The organism is Spirosoma sp., assembly GCF_026391055.1.
Lineage (GTDB): Bacteria > Bacteroidota > Bacteroidia > Cytophagales > Spirosomataceae > Spirosoma.
Genome location: NZ_JAPLET010000011.1, coordinates 18,490 through 32,600 on the forward strand (window position 1 = coordinate 18,490; position 14,111 = coordinate 32,600).

The following is a 14,111-nucleotide window of genomic DNA, read 5'->3' on the forward strand; positions in this document are numbered from 1 at the left end:
GCAACAAGATTTGTCCATTTAACTCCTGTTCCGTCTGAATTATGAAGAAAATCATCATTGCTCTATTGTGTCTGTGCCCATTGCTAACCGAGGCCCACAGTTATTGGCTCGAATTGAAAGGTTTGGGTAAGGTCGGCGAACCAGTAACGGTACAATGCTACTTCGGCGAACTGGAAAACGGACTGCGCGAAAAAGCCGATAAACTGGCGGGCATCAAGGCCTTTACAGCCTCGGTGCTGCTGCCCGATGGCTCGATTCAGCCGCTCACGTTATCACCCGCCGAGAACTGCTATCAGGCGCAGTTTACACCCAGCCAGGCCGGTACGTACCAGGTGCTTTTGGTCAACGATACCCGTGACGTGCAGGACTGGACCAGTCACAAACTGGGCATTGTGCGGCCCCGCGAGTATTTGCGGGCCATCTGTCAGGTGGGTGAGGGAAGCCTGTTTGCCAAACCCGTTCATTATCTAGACGTAACGCCCGAAACGGGATTCGCACTAGGCAAACCGGCTACCTTACGGGTTACCAAAGACGGTGCTGCTTATGCAAACGCCCCTCTCAAGCTGACCAGTCCCGATGGGAAGCAGATCAAACAAATCACTGATGCCAACGGTCGGTTAACGCTAACGCCGACTGGAGTGGGGCAGTACGTGGTGGATGTGGACTTTATGGACAAAACGCCCGGACAATATCAGGACAAAAACTACCAGGCTGTGCGGAATAAAACGGCCCTAACGCTGGTTGTGGCTCCCTAAGCTTGATTGGTTCCGTTTGCTCACCCGAATGAATGCCTGATAACCGCTACGTAGGTAAATAAAAAAGCTTCCCCAGAGACAGCCAAAGCCAGACTCCGGGGAAGCTTTTGTTACTAACTACCTAATTAGGCAACCGGATCACTGTGTCCTGCGTCGTGCCGTTCAGCGTGATGCTCAGCCGCAGCCAGCGCATGCTGATCCGCTAAATTATGGTGGCCATAGGCCACATACGCTTCGTGAGCTTCCTGCTCATGATTGCCAGCTTCATGGAGTTGCTGCGCTTTTTCATGGTATTCAGCTGCTTTACGGAAATGATAAGCGGCTTCTTTGTGATGTTCGTGTGCCATAATCTAGACGTTGTTACGTGGTTTTGTCTACGACTTAACTGTCCTAATCTACTGTATGTTCGAGGTAGATTGGGTGTAATCGAAAAAGAAAATTACTGATTGCCTTTCACCTTAGATCGGCCCGTGTTTGCGATCAGCATCCGGTCACCGATCAAATCCGCTAAATGAACGGAGTCAGCCTGTTTCCAGGTGGAAATCAATTCGCCAGCATGATTATACAGAAAAAATCCCTGGCCCTTTCTATCCTGTCCAAACAGGTGCACGATGAATACTTCTTGCCCCCAATAATGCGCTTGATGGACTTCCCACGTATGCTGAGCCGTTGGAAAAACGCCTATCTCCTGGATCATTCGGTTCAGCCAGCGCAGTTTACGGGTAGGCTGGTCGCACCAGTGACGATGAGTCAACGGCCTTATCGATTGGCAGGACAACAGGCCCAGCGTGAGACAAAACAAAAACTTCATATGAAAATGGTTTAGGAATAGTCATAGCCTCTTGTAAGTGATCAGAATTTCATAACGACCATGGCAGCCGTAAAGGCGGCAAACGTTGTATAAGCAGCCGTCCGATGGTACGGTTTAAGATCGGGGCTTTGTGTTTCATAGAAAATAAACCCCAACGGCTAGCAACCATTGGGGTGAGTAATGTTAGAAGTAGGTTGAAAAACCAAACTGAAACCCGGCTGTGCGGGCGGGGGGATTGCCCAGTAAATCGGTTTGCCAGTGGTAGCGGTAGTTACCCCGAATCACCGTCGTAGGCGAAGGCCGGAAGCTCAGCCCCGGCACGATAGCCCATAGATCATCCCGCAGCGGATCACCCGTTTCGGCGAATGTACCCACGTTGTAATCAACCCGCTCCACGCGCAGAGCCGCGTTGACAACGGCTTTTTTCCAGCCAAACATGGTCTTCTTCACCAACGGATGCACGATGTCAATCCAGCCGCCCTGCTGCATCCGGCCAAATTGCTGGGTGTAGGTGGCGGGGACGTTGATGCTGGCCCACACGAATTCGCTGTTGATAAATGTACCCGTAGGTAGGGTTGTGTTGAAATCCAGTGCCCACACATCGACCCGCCGACGTTGATCGAGTACCAGCCCATCAATCTGGAATTTATTGTATACCCCTCCCATCCACGACAGGCCGATTTCGCCCCATTTGCGTCGTTTGAAAGCCATTTTGAGCGTAACTAACGGCACTCCATTGAAGCTCTCATCGAAGCGATCGCGGTTGGCTTTGGTGGCGGGCAGGAACGTGCGGTTCTGGCCGTTGGCAATGATCTGATCATCGAAGCCATTGGTCAGGTACGCTTCGTACGCCCATACCCAGTTAGCGGTGTATTTCTTGCCATATAAGCCAAAGCCCACATTGCTCCAGGTGGAGGGAATAATCGTCACCGACGAAATTGGCCGGTCGATAAACTCCCACTTAGGGCCATCGTGGTTCTGGTTGAAGGAACCAATCGGATTCATGATGATGCCCCCGCGCAGGTTCAGCAGCGGAGTCAATTCGATGTCCATTGCGGCAAACTCGATGTTGATTTCCTTCGTGCCGTCCTCGAACTCGATCTCGGAGAGAAACTTGATCCGCCGGTTGATGCTCGATGCCAGGAAGATGGTCATCCGGCGGGCCTGAAACGAAAGGCCATCAGTCTTGCCATTGGTTTGCATATACTGGGTATTGGCTTCCAGATAGCCCCCAATCGACACGGGGGCCTTCGTTGACGTGAGAAAAGGCCGGTCATACGTGGCATCCATATTAATCTTGAGGGCTCCCTTCTCCTGTTTACCCTTGCGAAGCGTCGAATCCCGGTAAAACAAGTCGGCAAACGCTTTGGGCATGGGGGTCGAATCAGTGGGTATCGGCTTGGTCACGGTCACCACAGTAGCCGCCGTAGCCGAGGTTGAAACGGGTCGGGCCGCGTCAGGCTGGGCATAAACCGCCACTTGTATCAGTGTAGACCCAATCAAAAAATAAAGTGTTCTCATCATCAGGCAATATTGATGTAGATGTACTGTTCGTCGGTTGTCACGGTGTATCGCTTCAGGCTATCCTCGGCGGGGCCTTCCGTTACCCGACCATCGGTGTCGTATTCGCTGCCGTGGGCCGGGCACGACAGGTAGCCGTCGTGAGCGTTGAGGTCATTGCCCTGATGGGTGCATTGCATCAGTACCGCCGTGAAGTTGTCGCCCCCAACCCGGCGCAGATAAATCGGGTGGGTCTGATTCTTCATTTCGACCACCATAAACGGGCGTTGCCGTTTGCCGTTGGGATCAAGGTCAAATTCTTTCTTGCTGATCTGAATCGCCCAGCCTTTGATGCGCGGAGCCTGGGCGTAATAGACGCTCGCACAGCTCGTCAGGGCGGCCGTCAGCACGGATGTACTCAAGCAGGCCATACCGCAGGTTTTCAGGACCGCCTGCCGCAGGAAGTCCTGTCGGGTTAATTTTACTTCTTTTTTCATAATAAAAAGGCGGTGAGGTTAGAGAGTGTCTAAGAAACGAAGTAGCTTACCGCGTTCGGCTTCAGCCAGGTTGGCGTACTTTTCCACGCTACGGCTGGCTTCCCCGCCGTGCAGCCGGATGGCCTCGTCTACGGAGTGGGCGCGACCATCGTGGAGCAGGAATACCCGCCCCCCCTGGGAATTTTGCGACAGGCCCAGGCCCCACAGGGCGGGTGTCTTCCATTCGGCGGTTTTAGCTATCCCTTCGGTGTAGCCGTCGTCAAGGCCCGCGCCCATATCGTGCAGCAGCAGGTCGGTATAGGGTGAGAAAGTCCGGTTGGCCAGCGCGGCTACATCCGATTGCCCTGTTTTCCAGTCGGGCGTGTGGCATTTGCCGCAATCCAGGCTGATAAACAGTTGCTTACCCGCCACTACCATTGGGTCGGCGGGGGTACGTTGCAGGGGCACTTTTAATGTTCGCAGGTAAAATACCACCGCATTGACCTTTGCCGACGTTACCTCCGGGTCATCTACGCCGTCGCCAGCCTGCCCGGATACATTGTAATTGATCGGATCTTCGGAATCAAACTCGGAGGTAATGCCCATATCCTGTTTGTAAGCATTGACGGTCTGATGCAACAGGTCTATAGCTGCCGCCTTCTTGCCGAATCGCCCAACGTACCTGTCGTTTTGTTCTTTATGGAACCACTGCGGTTTGAAGTAATGGGGAGCATGAATCCAATTGGGTACGCCCGAAATACCGTCCCCGTCCCGGTCGGTCGGGTCGGCATTTGCCAGAATCTGCTCGTCGGAAAGGGCAGCCAGTAGGCCCAGTCCGGTATTGGCAGGTGGGGTAAACCTAGAGAAGACCGCACCCGCAGGTAGTAATTCGGCGGTATGGCCCGGAATGGCCCGGTTTTGCAGTTGGGGGCCACCCTGCCCCATAAACCGATTACCCGTATCATCATGCTGTCCAAAGCGGGTGAGGGTGGTAAAGGGCGTTCCTTTCCCATCACCGGCATGGCAGGAGCCGCAGGAGCTGGCCACGAAAATAGGCCCCAAGCCTGTGGCCGGGGTAAAAATGTCGCGGTTGAAGGCGGCATCACCCAGCGCAAACAGGGCATTCTGTTCCGGGGTTAGCTCGGCAATTGGCCCGTCGAGCAGGGCATCGTCGGCAGGAGCCGCTGGCAAAAGCGCTTCGCAGGCCACTGCCACGAGCACAATTACCGAAAGCACTAGATAGAGTAGTGTTATCTTCTTCATCAAAAAGCAGGAAAAAAGTGAATACAGTGGCACTGTACACCCCGGTCGCAATGAACCAGTGGCTACTTAGTGCCAGAACCAGACCGGAAGGGCCTATTAATGCCGGAAAGAGAGCGGGGAGGGCGGGCCGCGCAGCGTGGGCCGGGCCAGGCATACCGTCCGTATCCTGTTTGTAGGGGCAGCCGGAACGGAACGGATAATAAAGCGCACCAACAGCAGCAGAAAGGCGATCAGTAGCGCAAACGTGGGTACGAACGCTGCGTTGCTGACCGCATCCAGCAGGAGCAATTCGTGGGTCGTGTGCGGGTTAGCCGACAGCGGACAGGATTTGCTAAAGAGGTTGTAGGGGTGTGCGTGGGTAACAATCTGTCCGTTGGCCAGCCGGTGTGCATGGCGGAACAGCACCGAGTTGATTTGCATCAACAGGAGTAAGCCCAGCAGGAGCCGGGCAATCCGTTGCCGTATGGGCGCGTGTGCTAACAAGTTGCAGTTGAAGCCATTCGGTGCAATCTACAGAAAATTTGTATAGGTACAATTTCCTATTCATTTCAACGTTAGCGTACATTGTACTATACAGGATCTACCTAGCTCTTCTGAAATGAAAATTCTCTATCGACTGGCCGCTATTCTACTCCTCACAATTGGCACAATGGCCACACGTAGTAAACAGACACCTTACGTAGACACGTATAAAGTAGATGTATCGAAGAGCAGCCTGCACTGGAAAGCCAGAAAGGTAACAGGCGAGCATATGGGTACGGTAAAGCTCGCCGATGGCACATTGCTACTCGATGATAACAAGCTGACGGGTGGCCAGTTTACCTTCGACATGAACAGCATTGTCTGCACCGATTTGACCGATCCGGAATACAACGCTAAACTGATCGGTCACCTGAAGTCCGACGATTTCTTCTCAACAGGCAAGCACCCAACTTCCTCATTTACCATTACGAAGGTTATGCCGAAGGGAGCCACCACCTACCTGGTAACGGGTACTATGCGTATCAAAGGGATTGCGAATGCTGTAACATTCCCTGTTCGGGTGAAACAAGATGGAGCGACGGTGGAAGCGCAGGGTAAAGTGACGCTTGACCGAACCCAATACGACATCAAGTACGGCTCAACATCTTTCTTTGACGCCCTTGGCGACAAAGCGATCTATGATGATTTTGATATTGAACTGAAACTAATAGCCAACAAGTGAGCCATTTGGTTAGCTATAGTCAAATAAAAATAGCGAAAAGCTCCCAATACGTCTTCTGGTATAGGTTGCGTAGCCTTTTACTTGGGAACCATTCATAATTATATCCGTACAGGTTCCTCTCCTACTTGACCAACGGTTTCTGTTCAAAAAAGGGTATTTAAATCAATTAATAGCGTCATAATTTCCTATCAATGAAAAGTTTTTGGTAATACCAACACGGCTAAATCCGTCCAATCAAACGATGATCTTTTTAATCAGGGATCACACCCGTAAGCTACTAGCTAAGTTGGACAATTAATAAAAAGCTCATCGTCTTATAAAAACGCTCCTATGCGAGACGATGGAGTACTCATAAAGCCACGTTTCAAAACGGGCGTTTGAAGAGATGGTTTCTTACTAGTTATTCTGAGCCTAATATTGGCATAACCAAACAAAGAGGTGTCTGGCCTCTGTCGGTAAATTTCCGACCACTTCGGCGGCTGAGGCCCGGCCGGGGACGGTCACCACGGACGATATGATGCAGCGCGACCGTATGTGTCCGAAAAATTAATTGGGCATCTTAATGGAGGTAAGGTGTATCGAAATAATCATCTCACAGAAAAGCCTTGTCCGTTGAATATGGAGTGACTCAAACTCGCTGAGAAATGAACTGCTGTAATCGCCTGATTTAAAATACCGATGTTTTCGCGAACGATTTCTAGGGTTAGATAATAGTAACACAACTTAGTCATTGATAGTAAGTTAACGAGTTCATTAAAAGCATCCGTTATCCGCAACGGTACGGTCCGCCGCAGGCCCGGCATTTGTTGGGAGAAAATGGCCGGTTGAGTAGGAGGGGAGCCAATCCGAATATCATTATGGGTAGCGTGAAATAGGATCAGGCAACCCATTCAGAAGCCATAGGAGTGGGTTTCGAGCTATTTAATCTCTACATGAAGTAAATCGTTAATGTGCTTCGATAGTCACTTGATTTCAACTACTTGAAGAGGTGTCGTGGTAACATTCCATTATATATCAGGCTAGAATCGCTTTATCATATTCGTAAATTCATTTGCTTGTTCCTCTCTGTTATGCGCAATCTATTATTTTTTCTATTGCAGCTATGGGTTCTCTCCGCAACTTGTCAGCCCTCAACTCCTCAAAAAGTCGCGTCTGGCCATCTACCCGTTATTATAGCTGATACAAAAGGGGCAATGCATCTGGTGTACGGCCAAGACTCAACCATCTTTTACGCTATGGCCAAAAGCCAAACGGCATCCTTTAACGCGCCAAGTAAGGTAGCGACCCTTCCCAATTTAGTGGCCGGGGCCAAGCGTGGCCCACAACTGGCTATCACGGATCAGTTTATTGTGATAACCGCCGTTAACCGGCAAGGTGATATTTATGCGTACTCACTCAACCGAGCTACAAATCAGTGGTCTCCAGCCGTACAGGTTAATGATGTACCCGAGATCGCCAAAGAAGGCTTTCAAGCCATCGCCGGTAGTGGCAATGGCTTGTTCCATGCCGCCTGGCTTGACCTGCGTGACGATAAGAAGAATAAAATTGTCGGAGCCTCTTCCCGGGATGGGGGGCGCACCTGGTCCAAAAATCAGGTTATCTATAGATCGCCTGATGGCACCGTTTGCGAGTGCTGTAAGGTTTCACTTGCCGCTAAAAATAATGATGTATATGTACAGTTCCGCAATTGGCTGGGCGGTTCACGTGACTTACATCTGATTCACTCGACGGATGGTGGCAAGACCTACGCTCCTGCCCAAAAACTGGGTACGGGCACCTGGAAATTAACGGCTTGTCCGATGGATGGGGGCGCGGTCGTTCTTTCAGCAGCAGGTCAGCCCATTACTGCCTGGCGACGTGAAAATAACCTATATACATGTTTACCCGGTGAGCCAGAGCAATCAATTACCACGGGTCGTAACATAACCTTAGCTGCTGGAACAGCACAACCCGTATTAGCTTGGGATGAGGGAGGCATCATTTGGGTCAAATCAGCGGCTAATCCAACACTCCAGGTTGGTAAAGGTCAGATGCCCAGTATTGCCGTTGCGGGTCAAACCGTAATGTGCGTCTGGGAGTCAGAGGGGCAGGTGATGATGGCTACAACTACTTTACGCCCTAAGCCGTAAGCATGAACTGGCAAGCTCCACTAGGTTTTAACCCGATGGAGCTTGTTCGCTTTACGATTTATTAAGCCGCCATTGCGTGGGCACCCTGAGCCATTTTACGGCATTCCTCAGCGCATTTCCGACAAGCTTCGGCGCACTGTCGGCAATGATCCATGTGGTCAGCATGTTTTCCGCACTCGGTAGCACAGGCTTCACAAAGGTGGGCGCAAAGCTGACAGACATCAGCTGCATGGGGACTACCACTGGCCATGAAGGTGACGGCCATATAACAAATCCTGGCGCAATCGCGATCGAGTCGAATGCAGTTGACCATCATTTTTACATCCACTTCGCCTAAACAGGCGTCGGCGCAGGCATCACAGCTTACGGCGCAGTCCTGGCAGGCGTCGATACATTCCTGAAAATGTTGGGGGGCTAAGGCAGTTTCCATACAAACAGACGTTTTGGTTATCAGTTAGATTAACTGATTCAACGTCGATAGGTTGAGTGGATTAATCCCGTTCGCTAAGGATACGGTTCACTTCTATAAATTTTGTAAAGGCTACACGGAATCCTGTAAATCATCTGTTTAGAAAAGCAATTACCTTTGTTTCGGTAATCGTGTATTCAATGCCAAAATCCCTACATACCCGTCTATTTTGCTGCTGGCTGGCCCTTCTGGTTTTGGTAAGCAGCATGGGCTTTGGTATGGTGGAACACTGGTGTCAGATGCGCGGCCACTCGAAGACCCTGCTGGCAGTTCAGAGAAGTTGTCCCAAACACTGTCTGGCTGACGAACCATCAGTTCCGGCAACGGGCGAACCGGTCGTTAAAAGAGTACCCTGCTGTAAGACAACGCTCAGTTATGAACACCTCGATGTGAGCAGCTTCGTGGCCGACTATCACCCGCATCAGGCTCCCCAGCCAGCAGATTTTCTACCCAATCCCCAATTTCAGCTTCTGCTGGCGGCTCTGCTGCCCTTCTCTTCGGCTGAACCCATTTCTTCGTTTGCCGACACCCCACTCCATCGAACGGGTCGGTTTCGTCTGACCTCCCTCTGTACCTGGCTTATTTGAGCCAACGATTCATGTCGCTACTCGCTGGCGGACGGATTTGAACGTCCCGGTCAGCGGTTTTTTTGTGCGACTCTGTTAAGCGGGGTTCCCTGCTCATGCGACCAGCGGCTATACCGGCCGAGGTGCTCCTTATGTTTTGATCCTGTCTAAGCTGAGCGGTTTCTATGCTAAGGAACCTAGCCTTCGGTCAGCTGTCAGACATCATTTTCACAACCTATCTTTTCCAATGAACAACCAAACTCCCGGACGGGCGCTGGCTATAGCGGCCTTATTGATGCTGGGCTTATCAGCCTGCAACATGCACGACATGTCGTCCATGCAACCCGAACTAAACATTAATTACCCCGCTGCCTACGTCGTCAATGCTGAGGGGAACAGCCTGTCAGTTATTGATCTGGCTGGTCAGCAGGTGAAAGAAACGATCTCCTTTGGCGAAGCCTCAGGCGGCCACAGTACGATGTCAATGACCGACATGATCATGTGGCCACATCACATCTACCTATCCCCCGATGGCAGCAAACTCGGCGTTGGGGTACCGGGTATGGACCTCAGCGCCGGTCATGCGGGTGGCACATCAGGCATGACCGGTCGGGTGCTGGTGGTAGACCCTAAAACGGGCGCGACGACGGTCAACCAGCAAACACCGGTGATGAACCATAACGCCGTGTTTTCGCCCGACGGCTCCGAAATATGGACCTCCCAGATGGATGATGCCGGCAAGGTATTGGTGTATAATGCAGCTACGATGGCATTGAAGAATACCATCGCGGTAGGCATGGAACCAGCCGAAGTAACGATGTCGGCAAACGGTCAATACGCATTCGTGGCCAATGGCATGAGCAATACGGTCACGGTCATCAAGGTCACCGACAAGTCGGTTACCAAGACGATTCCGGTTGGCGATGACCCGGTTGGCGCGTGGCCCGGAGCCGATGGCAGGATGTATGTAGATAATGAAAAAGGCCAAAGCATCAGCGTGATCGACGTAGCGACCTTAACCGTTGTGGAAACGATTAAGCTGGGTTTCACGCCTGGCTACGCAGCGTACCATGCCACCCGTAACGAACTCTGGGTCAGCCAGGCCGGAACAGGTAATAAGGTCTCTATTTTCGAGCGTATGAATGGTAGCTGGATGAAGATGAGTGAAGTTCAGACGGGCCTCGACGCGCACGCCATTGCCTTCACCAAAGATGGCGCAACCGCTTACGTCACCAATCAGGGGGCGGCTACGGTATCCGTGGTGGACGTTGCTAAACGCAGCAAAATTAAAGACATCTCGGTGGGTAAAAAGCCCAACGGCATTGTCCTCAAATACTAAACCCATTCGCGCCATGATCGCACTGACCAAAACAATTGCTACGCTTATCCTATTGACAGGTATGTTTACGCAAGCGACCCTTGCACAACTGAGCTTACCAGAACCCTCCCCATCAGCAACGGTCAAACAAAAGGTTGGCTTTACAGACCTGACCATCGACTATTCGCGCCCGGCAGTGAAGGGCCGAACCGTTTTTGGCAAGCTGGTCCCCTATGGCGAGTTGTGGCGCACCGGCGCGTCGGATGCCACCATCCTGACCATTACCGATCCGATGACCGTAGCCGGTAAACTCCTACCTGCTGGCAAATATTCGCTCTTCACCATCCCAACCCGCACCGAATGGACGGTAATCCTGAACTCGTATACGGAAGGGCATGGCACGGCGGGGTACGAAGCGAAGAACGATGTGCTGCGGTTTACGGTCAAACCTGATTCATCCGTGCGGTTTTATGAGTCGTTCACCATCGAGGTGCAGGATTTGGTAAAGAATCAGGCCAATCTGTACCTGACATGGGCCAATACGTCGGTGCATTTTCCGCTCGTGAGCAACGCTGACGAGCGCATTACGGCGGACATCCTAAAACGCACGGCAGCCGCTACCGATGAGGAGTCGGGCGTATTTTACCAGTCGGCCCTGTATTATTTCGACACAAACAAGGATGCCAAACAGGCCTTGACGTGGGCCACCAAAGCGGCTACCGGCAAACCGGCGTTCAATTACCTGCATCTGCAAGCCAAGTTGCTGGCGAAAACAGGCGATTACAAAGCGGCCATTGCTGCTGCCCGGAAGTCAGCAGCAATGGCCGCCGAGAAGAAGTTTACCGAGTACGTTACACTCAATAATCAGCTCATTGCTGAGTGGGAAAAGAAATTGTAAACCATGAAACCGGCTACTGCTTCGTACAAACCCGCCTTGCGCTGGAACGGCTTAACCCGGTATTATGACCGGCTAATGGCGCTAACCATGCAGGAAGAACACTTTCGGACGCTACTGCTTGAACCAATTCAGGACAGCAAGCCCAGGTACATCCTTGACGTGGGGTGTGGCACGGGTACACAGGCCATGTTATTGCATCGGCAGTTTCCTAGAGCTAGTGTGTTTGGGTTGGATGGTGATGAAACGGTTCTGGCTATTGCCCGGCAAAAACAGGCGGTGATAGGCTGGCCTCTCACGCTGGATCGAGGCCTGTCAACAGCAATGCCCTATCCCGACGGTAGCATGGACATCGTTACCTGTAGTCTTCTGCTGCACCATCTGTCTGATGCGGATAAACGGCAATCGATTTTGGAGATGCATCGGGTATTGTCACCGGGAGGTGTATTAATGCTGGCGGATTGGGGCAAGCCGGCCAATGAATTTATGAGGTTGTTGTTTTACGGTCTTCAGTTCTTTGACGGGTTCGATACAACCAGAGCTAACGTAGAGGGACGACTACCGAATATGCTCTACAGTGGGGGTTTTCGTCAGATTACTCAGACCAGTCAAGTCAACACGCTTTTTGGAACATTGGCTTTGCACTACGCAGTAAAGCCAGCCTAATTGCTTAAACAACGAATAGTATGAAAACCAAACAAACCGTAATGCTGATGCTGGCCTTGTTCATGGCCCTGCCTTCACTCTTGTTCGCCCAATCGGCCAACTACAAACAGCCAATGACTATTTCTGCCACTGGACAGATTAAAGATGGGGCGGGCAAAGCCGTTGGCACCATTTCAAAAGACCGGATGATTATGGATGCTACCGGTAAAAAAATTGCCTTCGTAGATGGTCAAGGCAACCTTGTGGATGCGAAAACGGGCAAGAAAATGGGAAGAATGGGCAAAGATGGCAAAACATACATGGATGCCAACGGCGATTTGATGTTCACCATTAAGGACAATGCCGACAATACATGCGACATTTTCGACGCCAAAGGTACTAAAATCGGCAATGTGCACGACAGCTATAAAGGGTCGGCCTGTGCGCTGCATTGCTTTCAGGCCGGGCATACGCACATGAAGTAAGCCAGGCAAGTTCCTCCGGTTGGCATCCCAATACCCGTTGATGTAGGCTACCCATTTATCACCTGAAACAATGAAGCAAATTCGGACACTATGGTTGATTTCCGCTCTTCTGTTACTGATTCAACCCGGTTTTGGACATGGTGGAAAACACAAGAAGAAAGCCGCAACCGACTCAACCCGTCGCGATTCGAGCATGAGCCATCATCAGTCGATGAATCATGTAGGTATGGTTGCCGATAGTATGCACATGGATGAGGTTCAGGCGATGGCACCTATGCCTGCTCCACTGGACGCTTATCCGACGTATCACCCGATGATCGTCCACGTGCCTATCAGTATGCTACTGCTGGCCGCGTTGTTACAGCTGGTAGTTTTACTAAAACCATCGGGGCCGCTCAATTGGATAACGCTGCTGGTCGCTGCCGTTGGAACGGTGGGGGCGTATGTAGCGGGCACGTATGTGCACCCGCATACGGACGGCTTGAGCGATGCGGCACAACTAGCTTTAGAAACCCACGAAACCTACGCAGATTATACGATCTGGCTGGGGCTGGCGGGAACGTTACTTAAAGGCATAACGCTCTGGCGACCCCTGAAGTGGCTGGAAGGCGTAGCGGCCCTTGCTTTGGTCGGGGCGGGCATTGCTGTCGGATTGGCCGGCCATCAGGGGGGCGCGTTGACGTACCTCTACGGTATTGGCCCACGGGGGGCATACCTCGAACAGCATGAGGGGGAACCCGCCGATGGCAACCGGCACGAACATAAACAGTCACAGAAAGTCGAATAAGCTGGTATGAATCGAACCTGGCATCTGCGCATTCGTAAAACCCACCGGTATCTGGGGCTGTTCATCGGCATTCAGTTCCTGCTGTGGACACTGGGCGGACTGTATTTCAGTTGGTCAAACCTCGACGATATTCACGGTGACCATCTGAAACGGGCCACGACGGGATTTCCCGTCCCCCAATCGCTGGTTTCGCCTTCCGTTCCCATGAACGCGTTACAGCAGATGGGCATGACTTCCGTTCTGACGGTGACCCTGATCGAGGTACTCAACCGGCCTTTCTACCAGCTAAGCTATCTGATGCAGCATGGAAACGGTCATGTCATGACTCATACCCAACTGGCAGACGCGAAGACCGGTCAATTGCGGGGTGAGCTAACGCAAACCGAGGCTACTGCCCTGGCCCGGCAACGATTTAGTGGCCCCTCCGACGTTGAGCGGGTTGAGTACCTGACAACGACCAGCGGGCACCACGAGTACCGTGAAAAGCCGCTGCCCGCCTATGCCATTACGTTCCGGCAACCGGCTCACGCGACGGTATATGTTGCGGCACAACTGGGTACGGTGCAAACCGTGCGAACCGACCCCTGGCGCATTTTTGATATGCTCTGGATGCTCCACACGATGGATTACGAAGGGCGTGACGACATTAATAATGGTCTGCTTCGGGCCTTCTCTATACTCGGATTGCTGACAATCTCGTCGGGGTTTGCGCTGTATTTCGTTTCGTCTCCCCAGTTAAGGCGGAAGCCGAAACAAGGACGAAAATCGTTACCAACCACCTTGTAATCAATCAAATACTTTACCAAGT

The 14,111-nt window shown here is 51.9% G+C and carries 17 protein-coding genes; 10 read left to right on the forward strand and 7 right to left on the reverse strand.

The window, feature by feature from the left end:
* Nucleotides 1-41 precede the first annotated feature (41 nt).
* On the forward strand, nucleotides 42-755 hold the full coding sequence (locus NT073_RS04150) for a DUF4198 domain-containing protein (RefSeq protein WP_297369247.1): 714 nt from the start codon (nucleotides 42-44) through the stop codon (nucleotides 753-755).
* Between the two features lie 125 nt (nucleotides 756-880).
* Here the strand turns inward: NT073_RS04150 and NT073_RS04155 are convergent, their stop codons facing one another.
* The 6 genes from NT073_RS04155 to NT073_RS04180 form a co-directional block, all read right to left on the reverse strand.
* The gene (locus tag NT073_RS04155; RefSeq protein WP_297369250.1) at nucleotides 881-1,102 is read right to left on the reverse strand and encodes a hypothetical protein; all 222 of its coding nucleotides are present in this window, start codon (nucleotides 1,100-1,102) and stop codon (nucleotides 881-883) included.
* Nucleotides 1,103-1,194: 92 nt separating this feature from the next.
* Nucleotides 1,195-1,566 (reverse strand): hypothetical protein, encoded by a 372-nt coding sequence (locus tag NT073_RS04160; protein ID WP_297369252.1) that lies wholly within the window; start codon nucleotides 1,564-1,566, stop codon nucleotides 1,195-1,197.
* A 183-nt stretch (nucleotides 1,567-1,749) separates the two neighbouring features.
* A complete protein-coding gene (locus tag NT073_RS04165) occupies nucleotides 1,750-3,090 on the reverse strand; it encodes a hypothetical protein (RefSeq protein WP_297369253.1) in 1,341 nt (446 codons plus the stop codon).
* Nucleotides 3,090-3,563, reverse strand: coding sequence for a Rieske 2Fe-2S domain-containing protein (locus NT073_RS04170; protein ID WP_297369255.1), 474 nt, complete (start codon nucleotides 3,561-3,563; stop codon nucleotides 3,090-3,092). The genes NT073_RS04165 and NT073_RS04170 overlap by 1 nt, the downstream gene beginning before the upstream one ends.
* Nucleotides 3,564-3,581: 18 nt before the next feature.
* Nucleotides 3,582-4,805, reverse strand: a complete 1,224-nt coding sequence (locus NT073_RS04175) for a di-heme oxidoredictase family protein (RefSeq protein ID WP_297369258.1) — start codon at nucleotides 4,803-4,805, stop codon at nucleotides 3,582-3,584.
* Between the two features lie 96 nt (nucleotides 4,806-4,901).
* Nucleotides 4,902-5,288, reverse strand: coding sequence for a hypothetical protein (locus tag NT073_RS04180; protein ID WP_297369261.1), 387 nt, complete (start codon nucleotides 5,286-5,288; stop codon nucleotides 4,902-4,904).
* Nucleotides 5,289-5,403: 115 nt separating this feature from the next.
* On the opposite strand from NT073_RS04180, the gene NT073_RS04185 reads away from it, so the two are divergent.
* A complete protein-coding gene (locus NT073_RS04185; RefSeq protein ID WP_297369264.1) occupies nucleotides 5,404-6,009 on the forward strand; it encodes a YceI family protein in 606 nt (201 codons plus the stop codon).
* Nucleotides 6,010-7,244: 1,235 nt separating this feature from the next.
* Complete coding sequence (locus tag NT073_RS04190; RefSeq protein WP_297369267.1) at nucleotides 7,245-8,138, forward strand: sialidase family protein; 894 nt, start codon at nucleotides 7,245-7,247, stop codon at nucleotides 8,136-8,138.
* A gap of 61 nt (nucleotides 8,139-8,199) precedes the next feature.
* On the opposite strand, the gene NT073_RS04195 is transcribed toward NT073_RS04190, so the two are convergent.
* Nucleotides 8,200-8,568, reverse strand: coding sequence for a four-helix bundle copper-binding protein (locus NT073_RS04195; RefSeq protein WP_297369269.1), 369 nt, complete (start codon nucleotides 8,566-8,568; stop codon nucleotides 8,200-8,202).
* A 179-nt stretch (nucleotides 8,569-8,747) separates the two neighbouring features.
* Here NT073_RS04195 and NT073_RS04200 point away from each other — a divergent pair, with 179 nt between their 5' ends.
* The 7 genes from NT073_RS04200 to NT073_RS04230 all read left to right on the forward strand — a co-directional run bounded on the left by NT073_RS04200 (nucleotide 8,748) and on the right by NT073_RS04230 (nucleotide 14,089).
* Complete coding sequence (locus NT073_RS04200) at nucleotides 8,748-9,194, forward strand: hypothetical protein (RefSeq protein ID WP_297369271.1); 447 nt, start codon at nucleotides 8,748-8,750, stop codon at nucleotides 9,192-9,194.
* Between the two features lie 226 nt (nucleotides 9,195-9,420).
* Entirely contained in the window at nucleotides 9,421-10,512 is a 1,092-nt protein-coding gene (locus NT073_RS04205; protein ID WP_297369273.1) for a hypothetical protein, read from the forward strand.
* A 13-nt stretch (nucleotides 10,513-10,525) separates the two neighbouring features.
* Entirely contained in the window at nucleotides 10,526-11,389 is an 864-nt protein-coding gene (locus tag NT073_RS04210; protein WP_297369275.1) for a DUF2911 domain-containing protein, read from the forward strand.
* A gap of 3 nt (nucleotides 11,390-11,392) precedes the next feature.
* Entirely contained in the window at nucleotides 11,393-12,052 is a 660-nt protein-coding gene (locus tag NT073_RS04215; RefSeq protein ID WP_297369277.1) for a class I SAM-dependent methyltransferase, read from the forward strand.
* A 20-nt stretch (nucleotides 12,053-12,072) separates the two neighbouring features.
* Nucleotides 12,073-12,516, forward strand: a complete 444-nt coding sequence (locus tag NT073_RS04220) for a 5-fold beta-flower protein (protein ID WP_297369279.1) — start codon at nucleotides 12,073-12,075, stop codon at nucleotides 12,514-12,516.
* Between the two features lie 70 nt (nucleotides 12,517-12,586).
* Nucleotides 12,587-13,303 (forward strand): DUF2231 domain-containing protein, encoded by a 717-nt coding sequence (locus NT073_RS04225; RefSeq protein ID WP_297369281.1) that lies wholly within the window; start codon nucleotides 12,587-12,589, stop codon nucleotides 13,301-13,303.
* Nucleotides 13,304-13,309: 6 nt separating this feature from the next.
* Nucleotides 13,310-14,089, forward strand: coding sequence for a hypothetical protein (locus NT073_RS04230; protein WP_297369283.1), 780 nt, complete (start codon nucleotides 13,310-13,312; stop codon nucleotides 14,087-14,089).
* Nucleotides 14,090-14,111 lie beyond the last annotated feature (22 nt).

Coding starts and splice junctions, on each gene's coding strand:
- NT073_RS04175 (WP_297369258.1), bottom strand. CDS start 4,805: ATGAAGAAGATAACACTACTCTATCTAGTGCTTTCGGTAATTGTGCTC.
- NT073_RS04160 (WP_297369252.1), bottom strand. CDS start 1,566: ATGAAGTTTTTGTTTTGTCTCACGCTGGGCCTGTTGTCCTGCCAATCG.
- NT073_RS04165 (WP_297369253.1), bottom strand. CDS start 3,090: ATGATGAGAACACTTTATTTTTTGATTGGGTCTACACTGATACAAGTG.
- NT073_RS04150 (WP_297369247.1), top strand. CDS start 42: ATGAAGAAAATCATCATTGCTCTATTGTGTCTGTGCCCATTGCTAACC.
- NT073_RS04230 (WP_297369283.1), top strand. CDS start 13,310: ATGAATCGAACCTGGCATCTGCGCATTCGTAAAACCCACCGGTATCTG.
- NT073_RS04200 (WP_297369271.1), top strand. CDS start 8,748: ATGCCAAAATCCCTACATACCCGTCTATTTTGCTGCTGGCTGGCCCTT.
- NT073_RS04205 (WP_297369273.1), top strand. CDS start 9,421: ATGAACAACCAAACTCCCGGACGGGCGCTGGCTATAGCGGCCTTATTG.
- NT073_RS04210 (WP_297369275.1), top strand. CDS start 10,526: ATGATCGCACTGACCAAAACAATTGCTACGCTTATCCTATTGACAGGT.
- NT073_RS04195 (WP_297369269.1), bottom strand. CDS start 8,568: ATGGAAACTGCCTTAGCCCCCCAACATTTTCAGGAATGTATCGACGCC.
- NT073_RS04220 (WP_297369279.1), top strand. CDS start 12,073: ATGAAAACCAAACAAACCGTAATGCTGATGCTGGCCTTGTTCATGGCC.
- NT073_RS04190 (WP_297369267.1), top strand. CDS start 7,245: ATGGCCAAAAGCCAAACGGCATCCTTTAACGCGCCAAGTAAGGTAGCG.
- NT073_RS04170 (WP_297369255.1), bottom strand. CDS start 3,563: ATGAAAAAAGAAGTAAAATTAACCCGACAGGACTTCCTGCGGCAGGCG.
- NT073_RS04155 (WP_297369250.1), bottom strand. CDS start 1,102: ATGGCACACGAACATCACAAAGAAGCCGCTTATCATTTCCGTAAAGCA.
- NT073_RS04185 (WP_297369264.1), top strand. CDS start 5,404: ATGAAAATTCTCTATCGACTGGCCGCTATTCTACTCCTCACAATTGGC.
- NT073_RS04225 (WP_297369281.1), top strand. CDS start 12,587: ATGAAGCAAATTCGGACACTATGGTTGATTTCCGCTCTTCTGTTACTG.
- NT073_RS04215 (WP_297369277.1), top strand. CDS start 11,393: ATGAAACCGGCTACTGCTTCGTACAAACCCGCCTTGCGCTGGAACGGC.